Source organism: Geodermatophilus sp. SYSU D01105, from assembly GCF_054050095.1.
This window is the reverse complement of sequence record NZ_JBJGYR010000008.1, coordinates 121,086-138,503: the sequence shown is the minus strand read 5'-3', so window position 1 is coordinate 138,503 and position 17,418 is coordinate 121,086. Positions and strand designations below refer to the sequence as shown.

Here is a 17,418-nt window from a genome sequence, read left to right as displayed (position 1 = left end):
CGGTGGGCGCGACGGTGGCGACCGGGATCGCCATCGCGTCCAGTGACGACGGCACGACCGCGACGGTCACCCACGTCGTCGACGGGGACACCATCGACGTCTCCTACGACGGGGCCGAGCACCGGGTCCGGCTGCTCAACGTCGACACCCCGGAGTCGGTCGACCCGGAGGAACCCGTCGAGTGCATGGGCCCCGAGGCGACCGCCTTCTTGCGGGACCGCCTGCCGGTCGGCACCGAGGTCCGGCTCGAGTACGACGAGGAGCGGCTGGACGGCTACGACCGCGAGCTCGCGGGCGTCTTCCTCGGCGACGCGCTGGTCAACGCCGAGATCGCCCGGGCCGGCCTCGGGGTCGCCATGTCCGTCGGGGACAACACCCGCTTCCACGCCGAGGTCCAGGCGGCCGAGGAGGAGGCCCGCTCCCTGGGACGGGGCCTCTTCTCCGAGGAGTTGACCTGCACCGTCCCGGCCCGGGTGGCGCAACTGGAGGCGACGGCGGCCACCGTGGCCGGTGCCGAGCCGGCGCAGGGCGCCGGGCTCGAGGCGATCGAGGCCCACGCCACGGAGCTCGCGGAGGTGGCCGCCGCCGCGACGACGCTCATCGGGTTCCTCGACGGCGACCGGCGGGTCTTCCCGCTCGCTGCGTTCGACGCGGTCGAGATCACCCGGCTGCGCGCCCGGGTGGACGACGTCGACCGTCGGGTCCGCGCCGCCCAGAGCCGGAACCAGGCCGCCCGCGCCGTCGAGGAGTCGCGCCTGGAGGCGGAGCGGCAGGCCGCTGAGGAGGCAGCGCGACAGGCGGCGGAGGCGGAAGCGCGCCGGGCCGCGGAGGAGGCGGCCCGGCAGGCCGCGGAGACCGAGCGCACACGGTCCTCGGGGGACTCCGGCTCGACGGGGTCGGGATCGGCCGGGTCGAGGTCGTCCTCCGGCGGGTCCGGTTCGTCGTCGTCCGGGAGTTCGTCGTCCGGGGGCTCGTCGTCGGGGGGCTCGTCGTCCGGGGGCTCGTCGTCCGGGGGGTCGGGGTCCGGCTCGTCCGGCGGCGGATCCGGGCCCTCCGGCAGCGGGTCCGGGCCCTCGGGCGGCGGGTCAGGGTCCGGGTCCTCCGGCGGTGGCTCCTCCGGCGGTGGCTCCCCCGGCGGGTACGACGGCTACACCGGCTGCCGGGCGTACGGCCCCGGAGGCACGTCGATCGACGAGAAGGGCCGTCCCTACACCAAGATCGACTGCACGACGAAGCAGCCCATCGGGTGACGCGCGCGGTCACCTCCCGCAGAGCTGGGGGAGCGGCGTGTCACCGTCAGCTCTCCGCCGGAGCCGCGCCAGGGCCCGGCTCGCCGTAACCACTGCACCAGGAGGACGCGTGACGGAGTCGCCGCGGTACCCGTCGGGCCACCCTGCCGGTCCCGAGGGGGCGGGCACCGGATCGCCGGGGCTGCGGTCGATCCCCCAGCGGCTGGCCGCAGGGGGCTGGTACTTCGCCGTTCCCGTCCTGACGGCCGGTCTCCTCGCCGCCGTCCCCTTCTGGCACGCCGCACGGCGGCTCGGACGCCCGGCGCTGGTCCGGCTGGCCCTGACCTACACGGCGGTCGACGCGTTCCTCGTGGTGCTCCTGGCCCTGACGCCGGACCCGAACCCGGACGGCTCGCCCGGCAACCCGACCATCAGCACGATCGGCGGCCTGACGGTCATCGCGGTCGTGGTGGTCGGCTGCCTGCAACTCAGGGGGCTCCGGCGTGAGGTCTACGGGACCCCGCTCCCGCGGACGACGGCCGCCGACCCGGCGGTGGCCCGGGCACTGGCCGCACGCCAGCGGCGCGTGGAGGCCCGCCAGCTCCACGCGAGCGACTCCGCCCTGGCGCGCGAGCTCGGCATCGGGCGGCCCGACCTCGGGCGGGGGTACGACGACGGCGGCCTGGTGGACCTCAACACCGCTCCCGCGGCGCTGATCGCGCAGGTGGCCGGCATCGACCTCGCGCACGCCGAGGCGATCACCGCGGCCCGGACCCAGCGGGGCGGGACGTACTTCAACCTGGGTGAGGTCCTCGTCGACGTGGGGCTCCCGCCGCACGTCCAGGAGCAGCTCCGGGAGCACGCCGTCGTCTGAGCGGTGAGCGCGTGACGCTGGTGTGGCGGGTGTGACGACGCCGTCCGCCCGGGGGGCGCGGCTGCCGATGAGCCCTGTGAGGCGACGGAAGATCCTCGACCCCCGTCGCCCGCGGAGGTGACGCCGGATGTCTCGACATCGGCGGTTCGGTGACGGCCTGGCGGTGCTGGGTGGCGCGCGTCCCGACGTCCTGGAGGCCGCGCCCGGTGCGCGGCCGCGGTTCGTGGCGCTGGGCGGAGTCCTGCTGAGCACGGGTGGGCTCGCCGTCCTGTCCGCGGCGTTCGCCGTGCACATGGCGCTGGGCGTGTGGTGGCCGTTCGCGCTGCTCGTCGGCCTGGGCTGGGGCACGGTCATCGTCAACCTCGACCGGATGCTGCTGGTCGGGATGGCGCACGACGCGTCGCTCAAGCGCAACCTGGTGATGGCGGTGCCGCGGGTCGGGCTGGCGCTGGTGCTCGGCGTCGTCGTCGCGACGCCGCTGACCCTGCAGGTCTTCCACAAGGAGATCGACACCGAGATCGTCACGATGCAGGCCGAGGCGGCCGACGCCTACCGGACCTCGCTCGAGACGGACGCGCGGTTCGCCGGCCTGCCGGAGCTGCAGCAGGAGATCGCCACCCAGGAGTCGATCGTCGCGACCGGGGGCGAGAGCGACCCGGCGCTCGCGGCCGTGCACGCCGACGTGACCGCGAAGCAGGCCGCCTACGACCAGGCCCTGGCCACGTCGCAGGAGCTGCAGGCCAAGGCGCAGTGCGAGCTCGACGGCACCTGCGGCACCGGCGACGCGGGCACGGGGACGGCGTACGAGCAGGCCCGCGCGGCCGCCGACACCCAGGCCGCCGTCGTGGCCTCGGCGAAGTCCGAGCTGGACGCCGCCATGGCAGCCGCGTCGGCCGCGGAGGGGCGCTCAGCCTCGCAGGCCGCGGCGTCCCTGGAATCGAACCGGGCCGAGTACGAGCGGCTGACCGCGGAGCAGACCCGGCTGCAGTCCTCGTTCGACGGGACCAACGAGGGATCGGGCGGGATCCTCGCGCGGCTGGAGGCGCTGGACCGGCTCAGCGACTCCAACGGCACGCTGTGGGCGGCCAAGACGATGCTGTCGCTGCTGTTCATGTGCATCGAGCTGCTGCCGGTCCTGATGAAGCTGCTGCTCAACTTCGGCCCGCCGTCGGCGTACGACAAGCTCGCGGCGCTCCGTGACTCCGGTGACCTCGAGGTCGCGGAGCTGGAGGAGGACTCGCGGCGGACGGTGGCCCGCGAGAAGGAGGAGCTGCTCCTCATGGCCGAGCGCGAGCGGATCGAGCGGCAGAAGGAGACGATCCGGGCGCGCCAGCGGGCGGCCGAGGCCGCGGCCCTGGCCGAGCGGATGGCGGCCCTCGCGCCGCCGGCCCCCGCCGTCCCGACCGCGGTGGCGCCCTCGCTGCCCGAGCCGCGGCAGCAGTGGGACACCGGGCCGATCCGCCTGGCCCGCGCCGCCGCCCGGACGATGAACTCCGTGCGCCGCCGGCCGTCCGACCGGATGCCCGCCGGGGTCTGACCTCGGTCCGCCCCTCCCGGCCCCTCCGTGGTCTGATGCCTCCGGGTGTCAGCCGGCGGAGGGGCCGGTTGCGTGCGGAGGGGGTTCTCGTGGCCGGTTCCGGCTCCGGTGAGGTGCTGCTCGACGTCGACGGTGCGGTCGCGGTGGTGACGCTGAACGCGCCCGACCGCCGCAACGCCCTGACGCCGGGGATGGCGCGCGAGCTGATCGGGTTGTTCGACGAGGTGGACGCGCGGCCGGAGATCGGCGCCCTCGTCGTCCGGGCGGTCGGGAAGTCGTTCTGCGCGGGCGGGGACATCGCCACGCTGACCGCCGCCGGCCGCGACCCGGCGGCGCCGGAGGCCTACGAGGGCATGTCGGCCATATACGACTCGTTCTACCGGCTGGGGCAGGTGAAGGTGCCGACGGTCGCCGCCGTCCGCGGCTCGGCGGTGGGCGCCGGGATGAACATGCTGCTGGCGGCGGACCTGCGGATCATCGCCCGCGACGCCCGGCTGATCGCCGGCTTCCTCAAGCGCGGGATGCACCCGGGCGGCGGGCACTTCGTGATCCTGTCCCGGCTGGTCGGCCGCGAGGCGGCGGCGGCGATGGCGCTGTTCGGCGAGGAGGTCTCCGGTGCCCGCGCCGCCGAGCTCGGGCTGGCGTGGGAGGCCGTGGACGACGGTCTCGTCGAGGACCGCGCGATGGAGCTGGCCGCGCGCGTGGCCGCCGACCCGGAGCTGGCGCGGGTCGCGGTGGGCAACTTCCGCCGCGAGGTCGTCAACGGCGCGGTGAGCTGGGAGGTCGCCACCCAGTTCGAGCGGCCGGCGCAGATGTGGTCGATGCGCCGGTCCGCTCGGGACTGAGCGGCCGCCGTCAGGCGCTCGTGCCGGCGTCCGCGGGGTCGGGGAGCACGAGCGTCTGACGCGTCGTGGCGGTGTGGCAGAGCTCCGCGGTGCAGTACTGGGCGTTGACGTTGACGTGCGTCTCCATCGGCAGGAACACCCGGAGCGCGCCGATCGTGGTCGCCGTCCAGGTGGTGGGCGTGCTGGAGCACTGCACGGGGATGCCGAAGAAGTCGCGCGCGATGTCGAGGCCCTGGACCTGGGCGACGTCCCCGAAGACCGCCGCCTCGACCGCGCTGTCGCAGGTCACCGTGCCGGTGAGGACGACGGTGCCGGGGGCGTCGCCGATCTCGGCCGAGTCGAGGGTCACCGTGACGGGCTCGACCTGCGCCGGGGGTGCGGCGAGTGCGGTCGGTGCGGCGAGCGTCGTGGCTGCTGCGACGGCGGCGCCCAGCACCAGGGCACGGCGGACGGTTCTCGTGGACATGGCTGCCTCCGGGCGGGACACGCGGGTGGGGGAGCGGCACGACGCCCGAGCCTGAGCCCGTCGTGCCCGCTCACCGCGTGCGCGGACGCGGTGTGCGGAGGGTCCCCGCGGACGGCTGACCACGTCAACCGGGGTTGCTGACCGTCCGTCAGGGCTCGGTTGCGCCGTGACCCACGGTCATGGGTGGCCGAGAACGAGTGACCTCTGTGGCTGAGGAAACGGAGGGGGTCACGGTCATCGCGGCAGTCCCAGATCCGTGTCGCGCAGTCCCCGATGGGAGGAGCGCAGGTGTGATGCAGGCATGACCGACAGCGCCATCTTCCTCGCGGTCGAGGGTTCGCTCACCGCCCTGCGCAGGGCGGACTACGACAGCGAGGACGTCCTCCAGCAGGCACTTGCACAGTTCCCGGAGCTGATCGCCGGCGTCGGCACGGCTGGGGAGAGCGCGAAGCTGCTCCTGGTGCGGCGGGAGATGCCGGTGATGGCCGCAGAGGGCATCGGTCTCTCGCTCGACCACCTGTTCATCGACCAGTCCGGCGTGCCGGTCCTGGTCGAGGTCAAGCGCGCCTCGGACACAAGAGCCCGCAGGGAGGTGGTCGCGCAGATGCTCGACTACGCGGCCAACGGTGTGGCGACGTGGCAGAACGACCTGCGCGACGCGGTTGCCCAGGCAGCTGGCGAGACCGATCCCGGCACTTACCTGCAGGAGCAGTTGGGGGTCGAGGACGTCGAGGCGTTCTGGGCGACGGTCGAGGACAACCTGCGGGTGGGCAAGATCCGCCTCGTCTTCCTGGCTGACCGGCTGGCTCCGGGCCTCGTGCGGATCATCGAGTTCCTCAACGAGCAGATGCGCGACGTGGAGGTGCTGGGCATCGAGCTGCCGCAGTACACCGCTCCTGGGGGGCAGGTCGTGTACGTGCCGCGTGTGGTCGGGCGGACGGCGGCCGCGGTGGAGACGAAGCAACGTCGGGCAAAGCGCGCGCCTTGGGCTGAGCAGACCCTGCTCGACGCGGCGGCGGAGGCTAGGACGCCCGAGGAGGTCGATCTGGTCCGGCGTCTAATTCAGGACGTCAAGACGCGGGGCGGCCGGTTCTCCTGGGGGAGCGGCAGCACGGCCGGGGTGACCGGCTGGTACGTCGTCGATGGTGCGGAAACACCCGTGTGGAACGTCAACGTTGGGGACGGAACGACGGCCGGCTGGCTCTACTACCTCCTCCCCGAGTACTCGACGAGGCACCCGGGCGACCGCGTGGAGGCCTTCGCGTCCGCAGTCGCACAGATCGGCGAGGCGACGGCCAAGGTCGAGCAGGTACGGGCGCGCGGGTGGAGCGGGTGGCCGTCCCTGGCGCTGGTACGCGCAGCAGCGATAGCGGAGGAGGCGCTCCTGCCGGTGAAGGTGGCGACCAGCTAGCCAAGGGACGAGCGTCAAGGCGCGGCGGTCCACTCCAGCCAGGCGGCCCCGGGGTGCGCCCGGTCGAGCACCGTGCTGCGCTGCTCGCCGTCCCGGACGCTCACCCGGCCGATTACGCCGAACACTCCGCCCTCCCGGTTGTCCCGCAGTCAGTCGGCCGGGACGTCGAGACCCTGCACCGTGCCGGTCGCGGCCGGCCCCAGCGGGACGAGGGGGTCGACCGAGAGCCACTCGACGTCGCGGCCCGCCGGATCCTGCATGACGGCCTGCCGCCAACAGTGCGCAGGGGGTCGGCTCGGCAGGGTCTCAGCGTGTGAGCCGCTCGGGCGCACCGGTCCGGCGCTCCGGCCGCCTCAACCGAGGCGGTCGGCCTCGAGGTCGACGACGACCGGGGCGTGGTCACTGCGACCTGAGGCGACCCAAGTCTCGAAGTCACCGATCTCGACCTTCGCGCCGTCCGCCCACTCCGTCGGCACCACGACGTGGTCGATGTGGAACTGCATCTCGTGCCGACGCCAGTGGTAGTAGGTGCCTTCAGTCGGTGACTCCCCGTCCTGGATGCCTCGCGTCACTCGGTAGGCGTCGACCAGGCCCATCTGCGTGAGTCGGCGCATGACCTCGTCGTACCGCCTCTGACTCGTCGTGATGGGGGCGTTGAAGTCACCGGCGAGGACGATCGGTCCGTCGACAGGTGTCTTCTCGATCCAGTCGACGGCCTGGTCCAACTGCTCGACGCAGCTCGGAGTCCCGGCGAACTCAATAGACCACAGCCCCACGAGAGTGAAAGGGGTGGGGCCGCTGACGCGTACGGGCAGGAGCCAGTCCGGGGCTGACTCAGCTGCCTCGTGAGGCGCAACCGTCTAGGGTCCGCAGGCGACGACGGCAAGTTCTCTCGGACTCTCGCCCCACACCCGCTGACCGACGCCCGTCACCACCCGGCCGTCGGGTGCGACCGGCCAGTCCAGGGGCGTCCTGGCCTCGCAGACGACGGCCACGTCGATACCGAGGTCGAGCAGGTGCGGGAGGTTGGTGTCGAACTTCCCGCAGCAGTTCCAGGTGGCGATCCTCACGCAGGCATCAGAACAGGCAGGCCCGGAGTTGCCCGGCAGTAACCACTCCGGAGAGTGAGGGCGTGTCGAGCACACAAGCGCGGGAACCCCCGGTGCTTGCTGCCAGGCGACGGCACGGTCCTGGCCGTCCTCACGTCAGGTCGGGGTCACGACGCTGTCGTAGCCAGGCAGCCATCGCCGGACCTCGGCGTCGACGGCGACGGTGGCGCCGAGGGAGCACAGGACGCCGACCAGCTCGGCGGCGACCCGCTGCAGCAACAGGTAGTGCGGCGGGATGGTCAGCCGGCGCTGGGTGCGGGCGGCGGTGCTGAGGGGGTCGGAGGCGCGGCGGGTCTGTTCCTGCATCCAGCGGCGGGTGAACCGGTACTGCTCGCTGCGGAGTGGATGGAAGTAGGGGTCGAGCAGGTCGAGCAGGGCGGTCGGCGTCACACTGCCGGGCTCGAGGAGGTGTCCGGAGGCGATGCGGTGCAGGGTGGCGGCGTCGCCGTCGCGGCCGGCGGCGAGCAGCGGGCCGAGCCGGTTGGGCCATCCGTGCGGCATGGCCTGGGTCGAGCCGAAGTCGAGGACGGCGAGCCGGCCGTCGGGCAGCAGCCGGAAGTTGCCGGGGTGCGGGTCCCCGTGCACCCGGTGGGCGCGGACCGGGCCGGAGGCGAGCAGGCGGACGAGGAGCTGACCGGCGCGGTCGCGGTCGTCCTGGCCGCCGTCGGCGATGACCCGGGACAGGGGAGCGCCGCCGACCCACTCGGTGACGAGCACCCGGTGCTGGACGGCGAGGACGTCGGGGACGCAGATGTCGGGGTCGCCACGGTAGGCGTCGGCGAAGGCGCGCTGCGCCTCGGCCTCGTGCGCGTAGTCGGACTCCTCGACGAGGCGCTCGCGCAGCTCCGCGAACAGCTCGCGGGCGTCGAGGCCGGGCACGGCCGCCTTCATGACCGGGGTCAGGACCTGCAGGTTCCCCAGGTCGGCGACGAGGGCTTCGGCGGCGCCGGGGTACTGGACCTTCACCGCGACCGGGGTGCCGTCGCCCCAGGTGGCGCGGTGGACCTGTCCGATGCTGGCCGCGGCGACGGGCCGGTCTTCGAAGTCGTGGAGGGTGTGGCGCCAGTCGGGCCCGAGTGAGGTGGCGAGCTGCTCGTGGACCCGTGCGGTCGGCATGGCCGGCGCCGCCTCCTGCAGCCGGACCAGCGTCTCCCGGTAGGGGCCCGCGAGCTGCTCGGGCAACGCGGACTCCATGGCCGACAGCGCCTGGCCGACCTTCATCGCGCCGCCCTTGAGGTGGCCGAGCGTGGCGAACAGCTGCTCGGCGGTGCGCTGCTGCACCTGCGCGGCGACGGCCTCGGCGGGGCGGCCGCCGATCCGCTTGCCGACCCCCAGCGCGGTACGTCCGGCGTACGCGGCTGGCAGCGCGGCGAGCCGGGCGGTCCGCGCCAGGCGGCCCCCTGTCGGTCGGCCTTCGTCCGCGGAACCCACCATCGGACGGTAGCCCCGCGTGGCCGAGTCACGACACCTCGCCGTCCACCCGGCCAGGTGTCGTCCGGGTCGCAGGTGCCCCCACGCCGGCTGCGCCAGCCGTTTGGCTGGACATCACGCTCATGCGGCCGAAGAAGGAACTGCAACAAATCTTCCGCCGAAGGGCCCGAGGTCTACATGAACCTGCCCGTGTCCACTCGTTCGATCGTCGTGCTGCTAACGGCCGGCGCGGGTCTCCTCGGCTGCACGGCGTCGCCCACGGTCGCGGCTGGGGTCGATGCGCCACCATCGATGGACCAGGACCCCACCTTCGCCTCTCCCGAGGCCACCCTTGAGGCCTTCTTCCGCAGCGTGGCCTCGGCCGACTGGCCCGTCGCGTGTAGCCACCTCGACACCACGTGGAAGTCCTATCTGGCACAAGCGGGTGAAGCCTGCGAGGTGTACCTGTCAGAGGAGTTCGACGAGGGCGACCGGGCGCGACTCGACGGGTTCACCGTGAACACCGACGCCATCGAGGTCACCGGCACGGTGGCGGAGCTCCACTCGAACACGTCTCCCATGCTCGAGGACGGCGGCATCAGCCCCATCGAGTCACCCACCCGAGGGGCGTATGGCCACGCCTTCCTGCGGAGTGCGGCTCTCACCCAGCAGGGCACAGACTGGTTCTTGACTCGCGGCTGAACTGTAGGCGCCTCCGCTGCCGACGGACCGCTCGCCGGTGCTGTGGGGAGACGGCCGGAGCGGTGGCTCGCGCCGACACGCTGCTGCGGCTGGGGGAGGACGAGTACCGCGCGCTGCCGTGGAGCGGGTTGGTGCTCGATGAGGCGCAGTTCGTGAAGAACCACCAGGCCAAGACCTACGCCGCCGCGCGACGGCTGCCCGCGCGGTTCAAGCTGGCGATCACCGGGACGCCGGTGGAGAACAACCTGATGGACCTGTGGTCCATGCTCGCGATCGTCGCGCCCGGGCTGTTCCCCAGCCCGAAGCGGTTCACCGAGCACTACCGGACGCCGATCGAGCGGGGCGGCGACGCCGAGGTGCTGGCCGCGCTGCGCCGGCGGATCCGGCCGCTGATGCGCCGCCGCACCAAGGAGCAGGTGGCCGCCGAGCTGCCGCCCGAGCAGGAGCAGGTGCTCGAGGTGGCCCTCACCCCGAAGCAACGCAAGGTCTACGACACCCACCTGCAGCGGGGAGCGCCGCAAGGTGCTGGGTCTGGTCGACGACCTGCAGCACAACCGGTTCACCATCTTCCGGTCGCTGACGTTGCTGCGGCAGCTCGCGCTCGACCCGGCGCTGGTGGACGACACCTACGCGGGCATCGGGCCGAGCAAGGCCGACGCGTTCCTCGAGCACCTGCAGGAGGTGGTCGCCGAGGGGCACCGCGCGCTGGTGTTCAGCTCGTTCACCGGCTTCCTGGGCACGGTCCGCGGGCGGCTGTACGCGACAGGGTTGCCGTATGCCTACCTCGACGGGCAGACCCGGGACCGGCAGCGGGTGATCGACTCGTTCCGTTCCGGCCAGGCCCCGGTGTTCCTGATCAGCCTCAAGGCCGGCGGGTTCGGGCTGAACCTGACCGAGGCCGACTACGTCTTCGTGCTCGACCCGTGGTGGAACCCGGCGGCGGAGGCGCAGGCGGTCGACCGCACGCACCGGATCGGCCAGGACGAGACGGTGATGGTCTACCGGCTGGTCGCCGCGGACACCATCGAGCAGAAGGTCCTCGCGCTGCAGAAGCGCAAACGGGACCTGTTCGCCCGGGTGCTGGACGACGACGGCGGTGCGCTGTCGGGTGCACTGACGGCCGAGGACATCCGCGGACTGTTCACGTGACTGCCGGCCGGCCGACCCCGTCCCGGGACCCGCGACGGGGTGTTCGTCAGACGTGGATTACGCGGGGTCCGCCGAGGTCGGCCAGGACGTCGAAGTCGGCGTCCTGGCTCACGACCGGGACATCGTGGGCGAGCGCAGTGGCAGCGATCCAGGTGTCGTTGACGTTCATCCGCCTGCCCGATCCGGCGAGGCGCAGACGGAGCTCGGCCCAGGCGTCGGCGACCGGCGCGTCGATCGGTAACGGGTTCAGGTCGGCGACGGTCTGCAGGGTGGTGAGCCGCCGGGATCGCACGGACAGGTCGGAAGCGGCGAGGACGCCGGCCCGCAGCTCCGCGTAGGTGATCACCGAGACGGCGACCTCGTCGGGCATGCGTGCGACGTCGAGTCCACGACCCTCGCGGGCGATGAACACGCTGGTGTCCAGCAGGCCGCGGGTCACTCGATCGGCCCGAGCTCGTCCGTTCCGCCGGAGAGGGCCCGCAGCTCGTCGCCGAGAGCGGGATCGGCCTGGGTGTTCGCGAGTCGCTCGACCAGAAGCGAACTGGCGGTCCAGTGCGACCGGTGGGTGCGGAGCGGCCCGAGCTCGGCGACCGGCTCGCCGTTGACGGTGATCTGCACGGACTCGCCCGCGGCGGCGCGGCGCAGCACGCCGGCGGTGTCGTTACGCAACTCGCGCGAGGCGACCTTCATGGCTACGACCGTAGCACTTCTGTAGCACACGGTGCGCTGCTGCTGAGCGGGCGATGCCACGAGCCCGCGGGCGGTGACATCGGGTGCTGTCGCCGCGCTGCGTCACCCGACCACGAAGGCGGTGGTCCGGCGGCCGGCCGTGCCGAGACAGGCGCCCGCGACGGTGAGGCCGCCGTCGGCGGACGGGGCGATCGCGCCGAAGACGCCCGCGCCTGCGCACAGCGAGACGACCCCCGTGCGTTCGCCGGTGTCCAGGTCGACTGCGGTCAGCTCGGCTGGGAAGCAGCTGGCCGACAGCACGACGTAGGCAACGCGGCCGCCGGGGTCGACGGCGAGGTCGAGCGAGGTGTCGTCGGTGCCCTCCAGGCCGACCGCGGTGCGCACCCGGCCGTCGACGACGGTGACCAACCGTCCGTCCTCGAGCGCCTCGCCGACGTGGACGGCGACCACGGCGGTGCCGCCGGCGGTGACCTGGAGCCCCGTGGGGGTGCTGACCCGCTCGGGAACGAGTTGGACCGGGGCGCCGTCCGGGCGGAGGTCGGGGGTGAGGCGGGCGAGGGTGGCTCCGGTGCCACCGCCGTCCCTCGGCCGGACGACGAGCGCGATGAGGCCGCCGTCCCGGCGCCGTGGGGAGGTGGGTGACGGACGCCGCGGTGACAGCGGTCGTCCGGACGGCCCCGGTGGTGGCGTCGACGGCGGCCAGCCGGGTGTCGCGGGCGACGTAGAGGGTGTCGCCGTCGAGGGTGACCGCGGTGGGCGGGCCGCTGAGGGGGAGCGGGACGGCGGTGGCGGTGTCGGTGACCCTGGTCAGCTCCGTGCCCACGATGAGGGCCGCGCCGTCGTCGTCGATCACGAGCCGGCTGTCCGGGGCCATCGCGGGGACGGCGTCGACCGTGGGGGCGGCGGTGCCGGCCAGCCGGACCAGCCAGCTCTGGTCAGCGCCCTCGGCGCCGACCAGGGCAACCGGCGGCCCGTCGGGGCTGGGAGCGAGGTCGTCGTAGACGACGTCGGTGCCGACCGCGTCGTCGAGGTCGACCGTGGCGAGCACGGTCCGGGGAAGGGGAGGGGCGTCGCCCGGCCGCACGTCGTCTCCGGCAGTGCGGGCGGCCGTGAGGAGGATGGCGAGCACCGCCGCCGGGGTGCGGGACATGGGAGCTCCGGGTGCGAGCTACGGGGAGGCGGACGACTCCGGCCGAGAGCTCGCGGTCGCCGCGATCTCCCGGCGGTGCCCCTGCACGGGCGGTGTCCGGCGGGCGACCGGTAGGGAGGATCGCCGGGACCGGCTGCCCGCCGCATCAATCGGGCTTGAGGGCGGGGACCCGCGGCGGGACGCTCCCGGGTGCTCCGCGCCGTCGCCCGGGGCCCCGGCCGGCACCAGTGGCCGGGTCTCGAGTGGATCGGCAGGAGCCCTGTCCACCGAGGGAGGCTCGCGATGAAGTACCTGTTGGAGTGGAAGAGCCGCAGTGGCGCGTCCGCGCAGGAGAACCTGGTGTCGCTCAAGCGCTCGCTCGAGGTGTTCAGCAAGTGGACGCCCGCCACGACCGTCCACCAGTTCCTCAGCCGGGTCGACGGGTCGGGCGGCTTCGCCGTACTTGAGTCCGACGACCCGACCGCGGTCGGGAAGGACTGCGCGATCTTCTCGCCGTACCTGGAGTTCACCCTGCACCCGGTCGTCGACGTCCAGGAGGGGGCCGCGCTGCTCCAGCAGGCGGTCGACTTCAACGAAACCGTCTGAGACACCCGGCTGAGGGGTCCGGCGCCGGCTGGACCCCTCAGCGCGCGGGTGCGACGCGCTCAGACGGTCTTGGGCACCCGCAGGTGGGCGAAGACCAGCTCCATCTCCGCGACGTCGAGGATGTCGACGCCCATGACGTTGACGCTCTCCTCCCGCAGCATGCGGGCCTGCTCCCGGGACCCCTCGAGGGCGGCGCGGCTTTCGAACACCGTCGTGCCGACGGCGCGGCCGCTGTCGCGGTCGACCAGCATGCTGAGGCTGCAGAAGCCACGCATCTCCTGGAGACGCGGCATCAGCCTGGTGCGGTACACGTCGAGCAGCTGGTCGGCCCGGCTCGGGTCGGTGCGGACCCAGGTGATCCGGCACCAGGCGCCGTCGGGGGCCTGGTGGTCGCGGTGCAGGACGGCGATCTCCCACTCGCGGACCTCCGGCTCGGCGACGCCGGCCCCGAAGCGGTCGACCATCGCCTCGCGCATGGGGTGGACGTGCTCGTCGCTGGCCTGCATGGCCTGCCTGTCCTCCCAGGCCGAGGTGGCGATGTACTTGCCGCTCTCGCGGTCGCACATCATGGACAGCCCGATGCAGCCGTCCATGTCGCGCATCGCCGGCCAGACCTCGTCGCCCATGTAGGCGATCGCCTCGTCCATCGACGCGGGGAAGATCATCAGGGTGGTGGAACGGGCGTACATGTCCCGGCTCCTCTCGTGCCGTGCGGCCGTGGTGTCGCCGCACGGGCCGAGCGTCCTCGCCCAGGACGGCGGACGACGGTGCCGAACGTCCCGCGCTACGTGCCCGGGCTGTCGTAGCCGGGCAGCCAGCGCCAGACCTCGGCGTCCACAGCGACGGTGGCGCCCAGCGAGCACAGGACGCCGACCAGCTCGGCCGCGACCCGCTGCAGCAGCAGGTAGTGCGGCGGGATGGTCAGCCGGCGCTGGGTGCGGGCGGCGGTGTTGAGGGGGTCGGGAGGCGCGGCGGGTCTGCTCCTGCATCCAGCGGCGGGTGAACCGGTATTGCTTGGTGTGGAGCGGCTGCAGGTAAGGGTCGAGCAGGGCCTGCGGCGTCACGCTGCCGGGCTCGAGGAGGTGCCCGAGGTGACGCGGTGCTGGGTCGCGGCGTCGCCGTTCCGCCCGGCCTCTTCGGCCGCGTCTTCTTAGCGTCACCCACCCTGAGCCGAACCGCGACCTCATAGCATCGAGTGCATGTCAGGCGACCTCTCGCTGTTCGGCGACGACCAACCGCAGAAGCCGGCTCAGCCCGTCTCCGCCGACGCCCCGATCGCCGACTGGCTGGTCGATTCCCTCAGAGAAGCCCTGACCGCGCGCGGCCTGGCAACCATGGCCGAGCGCCAGCGAGCAATTGAGGCCACCACCGGGCGGCCGGTTGACTCCTTGCGATCGCTGACGCGTGCGGAGGCGCTGCGCGCTTTCGCAGCTGACACCTACGACGGCGCAGACGCGCTCGACATCGACGTGGGACGACCGCGATGAGGACACCTGGATCGATCGACTCTGACAGGGCCACGGGCACGTTGACACCCGTGACGGTGCGGGGGGATGCGGCGGCCGGCGTGGTGCGAAGCGCGGTGGGGGAGGCACGCAGGCGCTTCGGCGACGACCTGGTCGATGTCGAGCCGACCGTGTCGGACGACGCGCTGAAGCAGCTCAAGTTCGCCGACCTGCTTCCGCCTGACCTCGCCGGCTCGACGCTCGAGCTGCGTGCGGCCGACCATGCCGGGGCTGCATCCGTCCTCAGACGCCCCGTCGCTTGAACCACTTGCGCCCTATCTGTCACGAACGGGCGTGGGCGAAACGAAGCTGAGCGATCCGCTATTACTTTCCTGCGAAGTCCTGCTGCGTCTCGGAGGTTCTAGCGGTGGTCCTTCCCCTCATCCCTCTCGCCCTCATCGGCCTCGGCGCGAGCACAGGCGTCGGTGGACTTGTTACCGGCGTCATGGGCGGCCTGAAGATGAAGGACGCCCAGTCGATCGCGGAAGCCGCCCGGAAGCGCTATGACGAGTCGACGTCCCTCACCGAGGTCCGCGTCGGCGAGAGCAATGAGCGCATCCAGGAGTACGGCCGTCAGCAGGAGCAGGCCCGGCGTTTGGTGATCGAGCGGATGGCGGCGTTTATCGAGCGCCACCGCCAGCAGGTCAAGCAGAGCGCTGCGCAGCTGCTCGACGGCATCGACGCGGAACAGCGGGACGTCGAGGCTTTCACCGGAGCGCTGACCGCGGACGTCAACTGGGTCAAGGGCGTCGGCATGGCCGCCCTGACAGGAGTGGGTGCCTACGCCGGTATCCCGAGTGCGGTGACCGCCTTGGGTGCTGCCAGCACGGGGACGGCCATCAGTTCGCTCTCCGGCGCCGCAGCGCAGAGCGCCACCATGGCGTGGTTGGGCGGTGGATCACTGGCTGCAGGCGGGGGAGGCGTCGCCCTCGGGACGGCCGCACTCGGGGTGGTGACCATCGGTCCGACGATGCTCATCGGCGGCCTCACGCTGAACGTCCAGGGTGAGAAAGCCATGGCCGAGGCCAAGGAATACCAGGCGAAGGTCGCCGTGGCGGTGGAGGAGCAAGCGGCCTTCCGATCGTTCCTCGACGCACTCGACACGAGGGTCTCCGAGGTGGGCGAGGTGCTCGCCGGGCTGGTGACGCGAGCGCAAGAGGCTCTCTCGATCCTCGAGCAGCTCGACTTCGACCCGAAGCAGCACGCGGCCGAATTCCAGCGCGCGTTGTCTCTGACGTTCGCAGTGCGAGACGTCTGCAAGGTGCCTTTGATTGGTGATGACGGGCAGATGAACTCCGATACGAGCCAGCTGATCATCAAGTACAAGGAGATGCAGTGACGGCAGCCAAGAAGCCGGTGGAGGGCACTGTGCTGCCGCCTGCACCGAAGTCCGCGCTGCCCGGTGTGGACGCGCTGAGTGCCCTCAACAACGTCGTCGACGGAACGCTCGAGTTCCTGCGGGTGCGCGAGGAGGAGCGGACCAAGCGCGCCACGATCGACGCGTACGCGACGGTCGAGGTCACTCGTATCAGGGAAGCCGGCTCGGTGCTCAAGCAGTACTTCGAGCACGTCTTCGCGGAGCGCTCCCGGACCATCGACGGGCTCTTCGAGCACCTCGACGACGCGATGATGCGAGGTGATGGCACGGCGGCCATGGCGGCGCTGCAGGGCATCGTCGACCTGGCCAAGTCCTCACCGCTGGCCGACATCGGTGACCTGACCCAGGTGCGGAAGGCGCTCGACGACCCCGACCACGTCTGGGAGCTGTAGCTCACGGGTCACACGTGACGAGTCTTCGACAGGGTCGAGGTGCCCGGGTCGGGACCAGTCGGTTGTGGCCGGCGCACCGATCCTCAGCTCGCAGCGAGAAACTCCTCGTACCTGTGCTCGAGTCGTTCGGGGTCGGGGCGCGCTGCACGGTGGTGTGGGACCGTCAACTGGACGCCGTGCATCGCCTGGATACCGTGCTTGAGCATCGGCCCGTCGATCTCGACCAGGACGTCCCGGCGCACTTGGACAACGAAGTCCGGACGCACGCCGATGAGGTTCCGGTCGTAGGCGGCATGGTGGATCTTGCAGAGGCTCAGCCCGTTGGGCACGACGGGTAGCCCACCCTCATCGGAGTCCCTGACGATGTGCGCGGCGTCGAGCAGGTCCGTGTGCTGCAGCCGGCACATGGCGCACCGCTTCTCGTAAGCCTGCAGGACACGAGCCCGGAACACCGGCTGATGGAGGCGCGCCCGCACCAGCCGCTCTAGATATGACCTGCGGTCTGCCGGCAGCGACTCCACCGACTCTGGGTCGACGAGACGCTGAGCCTGGTCGACGGCGATGAGGAAGGCGTGCTCCTCCGGGTGCTCGGCCACCACATAGACGGGGAACTGCGCCTGGTAGACGCTTCTCGCCACGCCGATGAAGTAGGCGAGCGGTAGCTGCTGCTGCATCGCGGTGCGGAGGGCCCGGTTGTCGGAGTGGTTCGGGTCTGTGCCGCGGTAGGCGTACTTCACCAGACCGCCGGGCGAGATGGCGTCCTCGTACGGGGGTAACTGGTTCGGCGCGGTGTAGGTAGTACGGATCGTGAGTGCGGCGTCTAGGGCCGCGGGCTTCCAGATGCCCGGCTGGACGACGAGTTTCAGCGGTTGGCCGCCCACACTGAACTGGTTGATCTCCGCTGATGTGACGCCCTCTGGGTGCAGCGTCGTCAGCCGCTCCAGGTGGGCGAACATCGCCGTCCGCACCTGCTCGTCGAGCACGGC

At 72.1% G+C, this 17,418-nt stretch carries 21 protein-coding genes and 1 pseudogene; 13 read left to right on the top strand and 9 right to left on the bottom strand.

The genetic code is table 11. The annotated features are described in order from the left end of the window. Window positions 1-2 precede the first annotated feature (2 nt). The 4 genes from ACI79I_RS09700 to ACI79I_RS09685 all read left to right on the top strand — a co-directional run bounded on the left by ACI79I_RS09700 (window position 3) and on the right by ACI79I_RS09685 (window position 4,485). Entirely contained in the window at window positions 3-1,250 is a 1,248-nt protein-coding gene (locus tag ACI79I_RS09700) for a thermonuclease family protein (protein ID WP_456992117.1), read from the top strand. A gap of 109 nt (window positions 1,251-1,359) precedes the next feature. After that, window positions 1,360-2,103, top strand: coding sequence for a helix-hairpin-helix domain-containing protein (locus tag ACI79I_RS09695; RefSeq protein WP_456992116.1), 744 nt, complete (start codon window positions 1,360-1,362; stop codon window positions 2,101-2,103). Window positions 2,104-2,230: 127 nt separating this feature from the next. After that, window positions 2,231-3,640, top strand: a complete 1,410-nt coding sequence (locus tag ACI79I_RS09690) for a DUF4407 domain-containing protein (RefSeq protein WP_456992115.1) — start codon at window positions 2,231-2,233, stop codon at window positions 3,638-3,640. Between the two features lie 89 nt (window positions 3,641-3,729). Continuing rightward, entirely contained in the window at window positions 3,730-4,485 is a 756-nt protein-coding gene (locus ACI79I_RS09685; protein WP_456992114.1) for an enoyl-CoA hydratase/isomerase family protein, read from the top strand. A gap of 10 nt (window positions 4,486-4,495) precedes the next feature. On the opposite strand, the gene ACI79I_RS09680 is transcribed toward ACI79I_RS09685, so the two are convergent. Then, a complete protein-coding gene (locus ACI79I_RS09680) occupies window positions 4,496-4,951 on the bottom strand; it encodes a hypothetical protein (protein ID WP_456992113.1) in 456 nt (151 codons plus the stop codon). A gap of 301 nt (window positions 4,952-5,252) precedes the next feature. Here ACI79I_RS09680 and ACI79I_RS09675 point away from each other — a divergent pair, with 301 nt between their 5' ends. Next, window positions 5,253-6,362, top strand: coding sequence for a hypothetical protein (locus ACI79I_RS09675; RefSeq protein WP_456992112.1), 1,110 nt, complete (start codon window positions 5,253-5,255; stop codon window positions 6,360-6,362). Window positions 6,363-6,715: 353 nt separating this feature from the next. Here the strand turns inward: ACI79I_RS09675 and ACI79I_RS09670 are convergent, their stop codons facing one another. The 3 genes from ACI79I_RS09670 to ACI79I_RS09660 form a co-directional block, all read right to left on the bottom strand. Then, complete coding sequence (locus ACI79I_RS09670) at window positions 6,716-7,087, bottom strand: endonuclease/exonuclease/phosphatase family protein (RefSeq protein ID WP_456992111.1); 372 nt, start codon at window positions 7,085-7,087, stop codon at window positions 6,716-6,718. 135 nt (window positions 7,088-7,222) lie between these two features. Further along, window positions 7,223-7,432 (bottom strand): hypothetical protein, encoded by a 210-nt coding sequence (locus ACI79I_RS09665; protein ID WP_456992109.1) that lies wholly within the window; start codon window positions 7,430-7,432, stop codon window positions 7,223-7,225. A gap of 135 nt (window positions 7,433-7,567) precedes the next feature. Continuing rightward, complete coding sequence (locus ACI79I_RS09660; protein WP_456992107.1) at window positions 7,568-8,902, bottom strand: ABC1 kinase family protein; 1,335 nt, start codon at window positions 8,900-8,902, stop codon at window positions 7,568-7,570. A gap of 177 nt (window positions 8,903-9,079) precedes the next feature. Here ACI79I_RS09660 and ACI79I_RS09655 point away from each other — a divergent pair, with 177 nt between their 5' ends. The 3 genes and pseudogenes from ACI79I_RS09655 (at window position 9,080) to ACI79I_RS09645 (ending at window position 10,732) form a co-directional block, all read left to right on the top strand. After that, complete coding sequence (locus tag ACI79I_RS09655; protein WP_456992106.1) at window positions 9,080-9,583, top strand: hypothetical protein; 504 nt, start codon at window positions 9,080-9,082, stop codon at window positions 9,581-9,583. Between the two features lie 62 nt (window positions 9,584-9,645). Continuing rightward, window positions 9,646-10,032, top strand: a pseudogene (locus ACI79I_RS09650) (SNF2-related protein); the annotation flags it as partial. Between the two features lie 73 nt (window positions 10,033-10,105). Then, a complete protein-coding gene (locus ACI79I_RS09645; RefSeq protein ID WP_456992105.1) occupies window positions 10,106-10,732 on the top strand; it encodes a DEAD/DEAH box helicase in 627 nt (208 codons plus the stop codon). Between the two features lie 46 nt (window positions 10,733-10,778). On the opposite strand, the gene ACI79I_RS09640 is transcribed toward ACI79I_RS09645, so the two are convergent. From ACI79I_RS09640 to ACI79I_RS09630, 3 genes are all read right to left on the bottom strand, one after another. Continuing rightward, window positions 10,779-11,171, bottom strand: a complete 393-nt coding sequence (locus ACI79I_RS09640; protein WP_456992104.1) for a PIN domain-containing protein — start codon at window positions 11,169-11,171, stop codon at window positions 10,779-10,781. Further along, complete coding sequence (locus ACI79I_RS09635) at window positions 11,168-11,422, bottom strand: type II toxin-antitoxin system Phd/YefM family antitoxin (protein ID WP_456992102.1); 255 nt, start codon at window positions 11,420-11,422, stop codon at window positions 11,168-11,170. Before ACI79I_RS09635 ends, ACI79I_RS09640 begins: the two co-directional genes overlap by 4 nt. Window positions 11,423-11,524: 102 nt before the next feature. Continuing rightward, entirely contained in the window at window positions 11,525-11,872 is a 348-nt protein-coding gene (locus ACI79I_RS09630; RefSeq protein WP_456992101.1) for a hypothetical protein, read from the bottom strand. Window positions 11,873-12,854: 982 nt separating this feature from the next. Here ACI79I_RS09630 and ACI79I_RS09625 point away from each other — a divergent pair. Next, complete coding sequence (locus ACI79I_RS09625; RefSeq protein ID WP_456992100.1) at window positions 12,855-13,157, top strand: DUF3303 domain-containing protein; 303 nt, start codon at window positions 12,855-12,857, stop codon at window positions 13,155-13,157. A gap of 59 nt (window positions 13,158-13,216) precedes the next feature. Here ACI79I_RS09625 and ACI79I_RS09620 read toward each other — a convergent pair whose 3' ends face one another. Further along, entirely contained in the window at window positions 13,217-13,846 is a 630-nt protein-coding gene (locus ACI79I_RS09620; protein WP_456992099.1) for an antibiotic biosynthesis monooxygenase, read from the bottom strand. A gap of 510 nt (window positions 13,847-14,356) precedes the next feature. On the opposite strand from ACI79I_RS09620, the gene ACI79I_RS09615 reads away from it, so the two are divergent. From ACI79I_RS09615 to ACI79I_RS09600, 4 genes are all read left to right on the top strand, one after another. Continuing rightward, window positions 14,357-14,644, top strand: coding sequence for a hypothetical protein (locus tag ACI79I_RS09615; RefSeq protein WP_456992098.1), 288 nt, complete (start codon window positions 14,357-14,359; stop codon window positions 14,642-14,644). Window positions 14,645-14,694: 50 nt separating this feature from the next. Next, window positions 14,695-14,925, top strand: a complete 231-nt coding sequence (locus ACI79I_RS09610; protein ID WP_456992097.1) for a hypothetical protein — start codon at window positions 14,695-14,697, stop codon at window positions 14,923-14,925. Between the two features lie 104 nt (window positions 14,926-15,029). Then, window positions 15,030-16,001 (top strand): hypothetical protein, encoded by a 972-nt coding sequence (locus ACI79I_RS09605; protein ID WP_456992095.1) that lies wholly within the window; start codon window positions 15,030-15,032, stop codon window positions 15,999-16,001. Continuing rightward, window positions 15,998-16,432 (top strand): hypothetical protein, encoded by a 435-nt coding sequence (locus ACI79I_RS09600; protein ID WP_456992094.1) that lies wholly within the window; start codon window positions 15,998-16,000, stop codon window positions 16,430-16,432. The genes ACI79I_RS09605 and ACI79I_RS09600 overlap by 4 nt, the downstream gene beginning before the upstream one ends. 83 nt (window positions 16,433-16,515) lie before the next feature. Here ACI79I_RS09600 and ACI79I_RS09595 read toward each other — a convergent pair whose 3' ends face one another. Then, window positions 16,516-17,415 (bottom strand): HNH endonuclease, encoded by a 900-nt coding sequence (locus ACI79I_RS09595; RefSeq protein ID WP_456992093.1) that lies wholly within the window; start codon window positions 17,413-17,415, stop codon window positions 16,516-16,518. Between the last annotated feature and the right edge of the window lie 3 nt (window positions 17,416-17,418).

What these genes read in the sequence shown, in the direction of transcription:
- ACI79I_RS09625 (WP_456992100.1), top strand. Translation starts at nt 12,855, where the DNA reads ATGAAGTACCTGTTGGAGTGGAAGAGCCGCAGTGGCGCGTCCGCGCAG.
- ACI79I_RS09680 (WP_456992113.1), bottom strand. Translation starts at nt 4,951, where the DNA reads ATGTCCACGAGAACCGTCCGCCGTGCCCTGGTGCTGGGCGCCGCCGTC.
- ACI79I_RS09615 (WP_456992098.1), top strand. Translation starts at nt 14,357, where the DNA reads ATGTCAGGCGACCTCTCGCTGTTCGGCGACGACCAACCGCAGAAGCCG.
- ACI79I_RS09675 (WP_456992112.1), top strand. Translation starts at nt 5,253, where the DNA reads ATGACCGACAGCGCCATCTTCCTCGCGGTCGAGGGTTCGCTCACCGCC.
- ACI79I_RS09620 (WP_456992099.1), bottom strand. Translation starts at nt 13,846, where the DNA reads ATGTACGCCCGTTCCACCACCCTGATGATCTTCCCCGCGTCGATGGAC.
- ACI79I_RS09655 (WP_456992106.1), top strand. Translation starts at nt 9,080, where the DNA reads ATGAACCTGCCCGTGTCCACTCGTTCGATCGTCGTGCTGCTAACGGCC.
- ACI79I_RS09690 (WP_456992115.1), top strand. Translation starts at nt 2,231, where the DNA reads ATGTCTCGACATCGGCGGTTCGGTGACGGCCTGGCGGTGCTGGGTGGC.
- ACI79I_RS09635 (WP_456992102.1), bottom strand. Translation starts at nt 11,422, where the DNA reads ATGAAGGTCGCCTCGCGCGAGTTGCGTAACGACACCGCCGGCGTGCTG.